Below are 5,446 nucleotides of genomic sequence, written 5' to 3'. Positions count from 1 at the left end.
GGCTTACTCGCCGGAGCTGAACCTGATAGAAATCCTGTGGCGGAAGATGAAGTACTCATGGCTGCCGTTGAGTGCCTACCTCTCATTTGATCACCTCTGCAACGAGGTCTATCGCCTACTCGGCGGCTACGGGGCTGAGTGCGCGATTAATTTTGAATAACCACTTACTTCTCAACAACACTGCCGTGGTGGCCGCCTTTCTGGTCACCATCTCGCGGCAGAAGCGCATCGCCCCTTCGCGGCTGCTGATTCCGCTCTCCTATGCCTCGATCCTTGGCGGCGTGACCACCCTGGTGGGCACCTCCACCAACCTGGTGGTGAACTCCTTTACCCTGAGCAGTGGCGGCTTCGAGCTGGGCATGTTCCAGTTCAGCCTGGTGGGTATTCCGGTGGCGCTGCTCACTTTCGGCGTGCTCCTGTGGCGGGCCCGATCGCTTCCACACTACATGCCCGAGCAAACGGCCGACAAGCTATCCTATTTCCTTGCCGCCGACCTGCAGCCCGGTTACGAGATGATCGGCCGCAGCATCGAAGCCAATGGTCTGCGCAGCCTGGATGGACTCTACCTGCTGGAGATCGAGCGGCAGGGGCGGCTGATAAGCCCGGTGGGGCCGGAGGAGATCCTGCACGAGGGCGATACCCTGGTGTTCACCGGCGAGGTGAGCAAGGTCCAGGCGCTGCAGCGGTTTCCGGGGCTCAAACTGTTCGGCCACCAGGCCGACGCTCTGCTGGCCACCAATCTGGTGGAAGTCGTGCTTTCGCACGAATCCGATCTGGCGGGCAGCACCCTGCAGGACGTAGATTTTCGCAGCATGTTCAATGCCGGGGTGGTGGGCATTCGCCGCGGCGGCAAGCGGCTGGAAGGCCAACTCGGGCAGATTCCCCTTCGCACGGGCGACTGCCTGCTGATGGCCGTCGGCAGCGACTTTCGCCAGCATCGCAATCTCGACCGAAACTTCCACCTGCTCTGCGGCAGCCTCACCCGCCCCCAACTCAGCCGCATGGAGAGTTGGCTGACCCTGGCCGGCTTCATCAGCGTGATCGGCATGGCCGCCGCCGAGCTGATGCCGCTCTTCCATGGCCTGCTGCTGCTGATGGCCGGGCTATTGGCTGGCCGTGTGCTCAGCCCGGCCGAATTGCGCCGACGCTTTCCCTTCGAGCTGTGGGTCATCATCGGCTCGGCCCTGGCGATCGCCCAGGGGCTGGAGGCCTCCGGCGCCGCCGACCTGCTCGCACAAGGCATGCAGGCGATGTTCAGCGGCCATGGCGTTTATGCCGCCTTCATCGGCTGCTATGTCCTGACCCTGCTGCTCACCGAGACGGTGACCAACAACGCCGCCGCGGCGCTGGCCTTCCCCGTGGCCTGGACCACTGCCCAGGCCTTCGGCGTGGATCCCATGCCCTTCATCATGGCCGTGGCCTACGGGGCCAGCGCCTGCTTCCTCATCCCCTACGGTTACCAGACCCACCTGATGGTCTACTCCCCCGGCCGCTACAGCATGGGCGACTTCCTGCGGGTCGGCCTGCCGGTTAGCCTGACCTACTCCCTGGCGGTGCTGGTTCTGACGCCGATTATCTTCCCCTTCCAAGGTCAGTAGGTGATGATAACGCGAGATGGCTTGCTACCCGTTTCATGAGTTCGTAGTTGCTCCTGGGTGTATCGGGCGATGGTGAGGTTGCACACTTTCCTCTCGGCCGCCATTATGCCGCCTCCTTGAATTGTAGCGAGTGGCGTTGGCAGTGAGGCATCCCCTTTCCCTTCTCGAACCCGGCGGATCATCTGCCTGCTGGTCCTCTCCTCTCTGGTTATGCTGGCTTGGCCTGCTGAGCACCCTGCTCTATGCCGGGCTGCGCCTCGTCGAGCCCGGCCTTGGCGAAAAGGCCGGTACCCTGATGGCCTTGACCGGGTTGTTCGCTGTGCTGCGCTGGGGCCGTGGCGTACGCGGGGGCGGGGCGCTGTGGCTGCTGTTGGCGGTGGTAGTGGTGCAGGTCGTCTCCTGGGTGGCGGGCTATCTGCATCATCCCGAGTGGATGACCGACAACCCCCAGGTCGATCGGCTGGCCAAATGGTTTCTATTCATTGGTCTTGCCTGGTGGCTGGGGGGCAGCACGCGCGCCACACTGCTGGCCTGGGGGCTGGGGCTCGCCGGGCTTATAGTGGTGGTCTCCTGGCCCGATGGCAGCCTGCAGCAGTGGCAGCGTGGGCTGCAGGGCATGCGGGTCGATTTCGATATTCGCAATGCCCAGCATCCCGCGATGTTCTTCGGCGCTGGCCTGCTGGGGCTGGTGTGTTTCGCTGGGCGATGCTGGCGGGGGCATGACGCCCTGGTCTGGATGAGGCGCCTGCTGTGGTCGCTGGCCCTGGCGGTGTGCGGGGTCGGCATCGTGGTCACCCAGACGCGTGCCGTCTGGCTGGCGATGCTGGTGGTGCTGCCGCTGTTGCCGGCGTTGGCCTGGTGGGGAGCGGAGCGCAGATTGCCGCGCAGGGCCTGGCTGGGCCTGGCCGCCGCAGCCTTGGTGATCGTGGTCGGGTCACTCGCTTTCCATGAAACGGTGGCGAAGCGACTGGACGCCGAAAATCGCATCATCGCCCAGGCGATGGAGGGCGACTGGAAGTCGATTCCCTACAGCAGCGTGGGCAACCGGCTGCTGACGTGGCGAGCCTCGCTGGACTGGATCGCCGACCGACCGCTGGTGGGCTGGGGCGAGGAGGGGCGCAGCCTGGTTATCGAGCACACCGACTGGCTGCCGGACGCAACGCGTGACCATTATGGCCATCTGCACAATACCTTCCTGGAACTGCTGGTGAGTTACGGCGTGCTGGGCCTGGCGGTGGTGCTGGCGCTGATCGCCTGGATCGGCCTGGGCACCTGGCAGGCCTGGCGAGCGGGAATCATGTCGGGCGACATGGCGCTGTTCGGCGCGGGCTTCTTCGTGTTCTACGCCATCGTCAGCCAGTTCGAATCCTATGGCACCTTCTGGACGGGCGCCTATGTGCAGAACCTGGTGGCCGGTGGGTTGGTCACCCATATCTGGCGCTGGCAGGTGGAGAGCGGCCAGCGGGTCTTTCCTGTCTTCCGCAGGGAGGCCTGATGCGCACGCTAGTCGTGGTTCGCTCGCTCAAGATGGGGGGCATGGAGCGGGTGGCGGTGAACCTGGCCGATGCCTTCGCCCAGGCGGGGCACGAGAGTCACCTGCTGAGCTTCCGGCGAATTGAGGCGCCGCTGGCACCGGAGCACCCGGATGTGCACCAGCACCATCTGGCGCTGCGCTGGTGGACCCGGCTGACGGGAGTGGGCCTGGTACTGGAACTGCTGGTGCGGTTGTTCGTGAACCCGGTGGTGAAGCGCTCGCTGTTCCTCGGTACCGGCATCATGGGCGGCCTGGTATTCCGGCTCTGGCTCAGGGCCTTCGAGCGCCGCCATGGGCGGGTGGACCGCATCATCTTCCGCGGCGTGGGGACCTTCGAGCTGGTGTGGACCTTCCGCGACGACCGGGCGCGCTACGTGCTGGAGAATATCCTGCATGTGCGTGACACCAACTGGCGCCGCCGGTTGTTCGCGCGTTGCCTCTATCAGGGGCGGCAGTTGGTGACGGTAACCCAGGGGGTGGCCCAGAGCGTGCGGGAGGCGATGGCGGCGTGGCACTTCGCGCCGGCCTCGCTCGAGGTGATCGTCAACCCCTGCCCGGTCGAGAGCATTCGCCGGCAGATGCGGGAGCCCGAACCCGACCTTCCCGAGGGGCCCTATATCGTCAACGTGGCGCGCATGGTGCCGGCCAAGGACCAGGCCTTGCTGCTGTGCGCCTATGCCCGGTCCGGGGTGGAGCTCCCCCTGGTGCTGGTGGGCGATGGCCGTGAACGGGGCCGGCTCGTGGCCCTGGCGAGAGAGCTGGGAATCGCCGAGCGGGTGCGCTTTGCCGGCCAGCGTGCCAATCCCTACCCCTGGATGCACCATGCCCGGCTGTTCGTGCTCAGCTCGCGCTTCGAGGGCATGGGCATCGTGCTGTTCGAGGCGCTGGCCTGCGGCACCCCGGTACTCAGCGTGGACTGCCCGGGGGGCATACGCGAGATCCTCAAGGGGGAGCTGGAAAGTTGCGTGGTGGCACACGATGAAGAGAGCCTTGCCGAGGGTATTCGCATGGCCGTGCAGGGCGAGAAGCCGCCGATCGAGGAGCGCTGGCTGGATGACTTCCGGCCCGAGACGGTGGCGAAGCGTTTCGTTGCGCAGAGGGGGGCAGGGTAAACCATGAGGCAACTGCTCCCCATGCCCCCCGGAGGCGACCCGGCGTTTGCGCCGCTGGCGGATTCCCGGATGTACTGGCCCGTGCAGCGGGCCCGCCTGCAATGGGCGGTGCGCGATGCCTTCCAGTCGTTCGTGGGTATCCCCCTCGAGCGGTTGCTGTTCAACGCTTGGAAGAATGGGCTGCCCGGTGCCGCCCAGGTCGAAAGGCTCGGCCTCTCGCGGCGGGTAATCGAGCGGGAGCTGGGTAGTGGGCTCGTGGTCCGCGTGAACCCACGCCAGTTGATCCGCAGCACCCACTGGCGGGGGGTGCCCAAGCATCGTCGTCCTTCGGCCACGGCGTTCATCTGGGATGGCCGCTGGGACCTGCGGCGGGGTGACCTGCGCCAGGGGTCGCGCTATCGCTTCATCAGCGACCTGGACACGCATCGCCACGACCTGACCGGCAGCGAGGCGTTTCGGTACTACCAGGCGCAATTGGCGGCGGGCAGGCCCTGGCGCTCCCACCAGAAGGGCGTGCTGCTGGACAGTGACGCGCGCATCCTGGCCTACCTGGGCGTGTACTTGAGCTTCATGGACGACATGGCCGCGCGCGGCTTCGATGCCTGGCGTGGCAAGGATGCCCTGGGCGTGGCGGTCACCCGGCGATGCCTGTCAAGCTTGTTGGAACCTGGAATCAGGCGGCTTCTAATCGCTGATCGCGTTGAACCAGCGGGTCTTCCTGGTCCGGGTTCAGCCAGACCGTCCGGCGCGGTGTCCAGTTCCGAGTGGAACCGCTCCACCGACCAGGATGTTGTCGTTTCGCCTCGGCATAGATGGCATCTCGCCTGGCCAGCACTTCGTCATCCTGGCCAGCATGTCGCTCACCCGGCGTAACGAACCGTATCGCGCTGTGGCGGTGCTCGTGGTTGTACCAGTGCACGAAGCCGGTCACCCACTGCTGCGCCGCTGTCAGGTTCTCGTAGCCGTCCATCGGGTAGTCGGGCCGGTACTTGCAGGTCCGGAACAGCGACTCCGAAAAGGCGTTGTCATTGGAGACCCGGGGACGGCTGTACGACGGGGTGATGTTCAGCCGCTGCAGTGTCGCCTGGAGCGTCGAGCCCTTCATGGCGGAGCCGTTGTCGGCATGCAACACCAGCGGTTGGTTGATGCATCCCTCGCGCAGCACGGCGCGCTGGATGACCTCGCTGCTGTTGGCCATGGAC

The 5,446-nt window shown here is 65.6% G+C and carries 4 protein-coding genes and 2 pseudogenes; 5 read left to right on the top strand and 1 reads right to left on the bottom strand.

Annotated elements, in window-relative coordinates; all coding sequences use genetic code 11:
* From SCI24_RS20660 to SCI24_RS20640, 5 genes and pseudogenes are all read left to right on the top strand, one after another.
* A pseudogene (locus SCI24_RS20660) lies at positions 1-160 on the top strand (IS630 family transposase); the annotation flags it as partial.
* Positions 153-1,598 carry an SLC13 family permease gene (locus tag SCI24_RS20655; RefSeq protein WP_318727163.1) on the top strand — a complete coding sequence of 482 codons (1,446 nt, stop codon included), beginning with the start codon at positions 153-155 and terminating at the stop codon, positions 1,596-1,598. The pseudogene SCI24_RS20660 and the gene SCI24_RS20655, both read left to right, overlap by 8 nt.
* A gap of 295 nt (positions 1,599-1,893) precedes the next feature.
* Positions 1,894-3,093, top strand: coding sequence for an O-antigen ligase family protein (locus SCI24_RS20650; RefSeq protein ID WP_318727162.1), 1,200 nt, complete (start codon positions 1,894-1,896; stop codon positions 3,091-3,093).
* On the top strand, positions 3,093-4,244 hold the full coding sequence (locus SCI24_RS20645; RefSeq protein WP_318727161.1) for a glycosyltransferase: 1,152 nt from the start codon (positions 3,093-3,095) through the stop codon (positions 4,242-4,244). Before SCI24_RS20650 ends, SCI24_RS20645 begins: the two co-directional genes overlap by 1 nt.
* Positions 4,245-4,313: 69 nt before the next feature.
* Entirely contained in the window at positions 4,314-5,117 is an 804-nt protein-coding gene (locus tag SCI24_RS20640; RefSeq protein ID WP_318727160.1) for a hypothetical protein, read from the top strand.
* Positions 5,118-5,169: 52 nt separating this feature from the next.
* On the opposite strand, the pseudogene SCI24_RS21595 reads toward SCI24_RS20640, so the two are convergent.
* A pseudogene (locus tag SCI24_RS21595) lies at positions 5,170-5,349 on the bottom strand (IS3 family transposase); the annotation flags it as partial.
* Positions 5,350-5,446 lie beyond the last annotated feature (97 nt).

It is taken from the genome of Halomonas sp. (genome assembly GCF_033549285.1).
In the GTDB taxonomy this organism is placed as follows: domain Bacteria; phylum Pseudomonadota; class Gammaproteobacteria; order Pseudomonadales; family Halomonadaceae; genus Halomonas.
This window is presented reverse-complemented; position numbering and strand designations above follow the sequence as displayed.

Coding starts and splice junctions, on each gene's coding strand:
- SCI24_RS20645 (WP_318727161.1), top strand. CDS start 3,093: ATGCGCACGCTAGTCGTGGTTCGCTCGCTCAAGATGGGGGGCATGGAG.
- SCI24_RS20640 (WP_318727160.1), top strand. CDS start 4,314: ATGTACTGGCCCGTGCAGCGGGCCCGCCTGCAATGGGCGGTGCGCGAT.
- SCI24_RS20650 (WP_318727162.1), top strand. CDS start 1,894: ATGGCCTTGACCGGGTTGTTCGCTGTGCTGCGCTGGGGCCGTGGCGTA.